The 2,463-nt window shown below is 63.6% G+C and carries 3 protein-coding genes; all 3 read left to right on the top strand.

Going from position 1 to position 2,463, the window contains the following annotated elements; all coding sequences use genetic code 11:
- The first annotated feature begins 15 nt into the window (after positions 1 to 15).
- Entirely contained in the window at positions 16 to 1,146 is a 1,131-nt protein-coding gene (locus ACFQ95_RS25940) for a Re/Si-specific NAD(P)(+) transhydrogenase subunit alpha (protein WP_422835856.1), read from the top strand.
- A gap of 36 nt (positions 1,147 to 1,182) precedes the next feature.
- Positions 1,183 to 1,509, top strand: a complete 327-nt coding sequence (locus ACFQ95_RS25935) for an NAD(P) transhydrogenase subunit alpha (protein ID WP_422830335.1) — start codon at positions 1,183 to 1,185, stop codon at positions 1,507 to 1,509.
- An 85-nt stretch (positions 1,510 to 1,594) separates the two neighbouring features.
- On the top strand, positions 1,595 to 2,463 hold an 869-nt coding region (locus ACFQ95_RS25930), incomplete at its 3' end, for an NAD(P)(+) transhydrogenase (Re/Si-specific) subunit beta (protein WP_422835854.1).

Raw genomic sequence — 2,463 nt, 5'->3', positions numbered from 1 at the left:
TTCCAAGGAGACACCATGCTGATAGGCGTGCCAGCGGAGACGGTAGCGGGGGAGCGCAGGGTGGCGCTGACCCCGGAGACGGCGAAGAAACTCAAGGCCCAGGGCCACAGCCTGCGGCTGCAAAGCGGGGCCGGGGTGGCGGCGAGTGCCCCCGACGAGGTGTACCAGGCGGTGGGGGTGGAGATCTGCGATGCCGCAGGCGCCTTTGGCTGCGACCTGGTGCTCAAGGTGCGCGCACCCACGGCAGCGGAGCTGACGCTTCTCAGACCCGGCGCCACCGTCGTTGGCATGCTCAACCCCTTTGATGCGCCGGGCCTGCAAAGCCTGGCCGCTGCAGGCGTCACCGGCTACGCCCTGGAAGCCGCGCCACGCACCACCCGTGCACAAAGCATGGACGTGTTGTCCAGCCAGGCCAATATCGCCGGCTACAAGGCCGTGATGCTGGCGGCCAATGTTTACCAGCGCTTCTTTCCCATGCTGATGACGGCGGCCGGCACGGTCAAGGCCGCACGTGTGGTGATCCTGGGTGTCGGTGTCGCCGGTTTACAAGCCATTGCCACCGCCAAACGCCTGGGTGCGGTAATAGAAGCCAGCGACGTGCGCCCCAGCGTCAAGGAGCAGGTCGAATCGCTGGGCGCCAAGTTCATCGACGTGCCCTATGAAACCGCTGAAGAAAAAGAAGCCGCCGAAGGCGTGGGCGGCTACGCCAAACCCATGCCGCCGAGCTGGCTGGCGCGGCAAAAGACCGAAGTCGCCAAACGTGTGGCCCAGGCCGACGTGGTCATCACCACCGCACTGATCCCCGGCCGGGCCGCACCCGAGCTGGTGAGTGAAGACATGCTCAAGGCCATGAAACCCGGTTCAGTTCTTGTTGATCTGGCCGCAGGCAAGGGGGCGAACGGAACCGGCGGCAACTGCCCGCTGACCGAAGCCGACCAAACCGTGGTGAAACACGGCGTCACCCTGATAGGCGAGACCAACCTGCCGGCCCTGGTGGCGGCCGATGCCTCGGCCCTGTACGCACGCAACGTCATCGACTTCCTCAAGCTCATCGTCACCAAGGAAGGCACGCTGCACCAGGACCTGAACGACGACATCGTCGCCGCCTGCCTGATGACCCATGGCGGCGAAGTCAAGCGCAAGTAGCCCAAAAGACAAAGAACAAAGCAGAGGACAAAACCCATGGACGCTGTTTCCCCGACCCTGATCAACCTGATCATCTTTGTGCTGGCCATCTACGTGGGTTACCACGTGGTCTGGACCGTCACCCCGGCCCTGCACACCCCGCTGATGGCCGTGACCAACGCCATCTCCGCCATCGTCATCGTCGGCGCCATGCTGGCCGCAGCCCTCACGGAGACCACGCTAGGCAAAACCATGGGTGTGCTGGCCGTGGCGCTGGCCGCCGTCAACGTCTTCGGCGGCTTTCTGGTGACGCGCCGCATGCTGGAGATGTTCAAGAAGAAAGAGAAAAAAGCACCCGCCGCAGAACAAGGAGCCAAGCCATGAGCGCCGCACGGCCGTCCGAAGGCGCGGGCCCCCTGTTGGGGGTGCGCGAAGCACACGCAGTGGCAAGCCTGGGGGAGAACCAATAATGTCCATGAACCTTGTGACCCTGCTGTACCTGATCGCCAGCGTTTGTTTCATCCAGGCGCTGAAAGGCCTGAGCCACCCCACGACCTCGATCCGTGGCAACCTGTTTGGCATGAGTGGCATGGCGATTGCCACGCTGACCACCGTGGGCCTGATTTACACCCACGCCACGGCCCTGCAGCGCAACCCGGTCGAAGGCCTGGTCTACGTGGTCGTGGCCCTGCTGGTCGGTGGCACGGCCGGCGCCCTCATGGCCAAACGGGTCGAGATGACCAAGATGCCCGAACTGGTGGCCTTCATGCACAGCATGATTGGCCTGGCGGCGGTGTTCATTGCCGTGGCCGCCGTGGCCGAACCCTGGGCGTTTGCGATTGCGACCAAGGGCGAAGCCATTCCCGGCGGCAACCGGATTGAACTGGCCCTGGGCGCCTTCATCGGTGCCGTGACCTTCAGCGGCTCGGTCATTGCCTTTGGCAAACTCAGCGGCAAATACAAGTTCCGCCTGTTCCAGGGCACACCGGTGAGCTTCCCTGGCCAGCACAAGCTGAACCTCGTGCTCGGCCTGGCGGCAGCCTTCTTCATCTTCGGTTTCTGGCACAGCCAAAGCTGGATGGATATCGTGCTGGTGATCGCCCTGGGTTTTGCGCTGGGTGTCTTGCTCATCATCCCGATTGGCGGCGCCGACATGCCGGTGGTGGTGTCCATGCTCAACAGCTACTCGGGCTGGGCGGCGGCCGGCATTGGCTTCAGCCTGAACAACAGCATGCTGATCATTGCGGGTAGTTTGGTGGGCAGCTCCGGTGCCATCCTGAGCTACATCATGTGCAAGGCCATGAACCGCTCGTTCTTCAACGTGATCGGTGGCGGGTT

The sequence above is a fragment of the Variovorax sp. HJSM1_2 genome (genome assembly GCF_049316285.1).
GTDB lineage: Bacteria > Pseudomonadota > Gammaproteobacteria > Burkholderiales > Burkholderiaceae_C > Rhodoferax_B.
Note: the sequence above shows the minus strand (reverse complement) of the source record. Positions and strands in the feature narration are given on the sequence as shown.

Bases quoted from the DNA above. Each gene is read 5' to 3' on its own strand.
- ACFQ95_RS25940 (WP_422835856.1), top strand. From the start codon at position 16: ATGCTGATAGGCGTGCCAGCGGAGACGGTAGCGGGGGAGCGCAGGGTG.
- ACFQ95_RS25935 (WP_422830335.1), top strand. From the start codon at position 1,183: ATGGACGCTGTTTCCCCGACCCTGATCAACCTGATCATCTTTGTGCTG.